At 65.4% G+C, this 488-nt stretch carries 1 protein-coding gene; it reads right to left on the bottom strand.

Going from position 1 to position 488, the window contains the following annotated elements; translation table 11 throughout:
* On the bottom strand, positions 1-488 hold a 488-nt coding region (locus tag AACY52_RS30450), incomplete at both ends, for a two-component regulator propeller domain-containing protein (RefSeq protein WP_339561404.1).

The following is a 488-nucleotide window of genomic DNA, read 5'->3' as shown; positions in this document are numbered from 1 at the left end:
GTCTGTGGTCGCCCAGATCGTGCCGTCTTGCGCCGCGACCACGCTGCCAAGCTTGCCGGGGACAATCCGGCGGTCGGCGGGAATCCAGTGCCACCGCGCACCGTCGAAGCGCGCAAGGTGCCGGGGGCCGCGCCAGAAGGCCGCCCAAATCGTCCCATCGGGACCGCGTATCAAACGGTCGACCGAGTCATTGGCCGCACCGAAGCGGGTTAGCGTTCCGTCCCGTAGACGAGCGATTTGGCCATTGTAGAAACCAAGCCACAGGTCGCCGTCTGGAGTAGCCAGCAAGGCGGTGATGTTGCGGCTGGGCAGCTTGCCGACGCGCGGACGGATTTCCTCGAAGCGGATCCCGTCGAATCGATAGAGGCCGCCGCCGGTGCCTAGCCACAGGAAACCGTCCGCCGTCTGTGCGATCGCCCAGATATCGGGCGGTGCGCCATCCTCGATTGTCCAGCTGCTGTGATGGAATTGTTCGGGCGCTCGACTTG

The organism is Pseudomonas sp. EA_65y_Pfl1_P113 (genome assembly GCF_963970525.1).
GTDB classification, from domain to species: Bacteria; Pseudomonadota; Gammaproteobacteria; order Pseudomonadales; family Pseudomonadaceae; genus Aquipseudomonas; species Aquipseudomonas tritici.
This window is presented reverse-complemented; position numbering and strand designations above follow the sequence as displayed.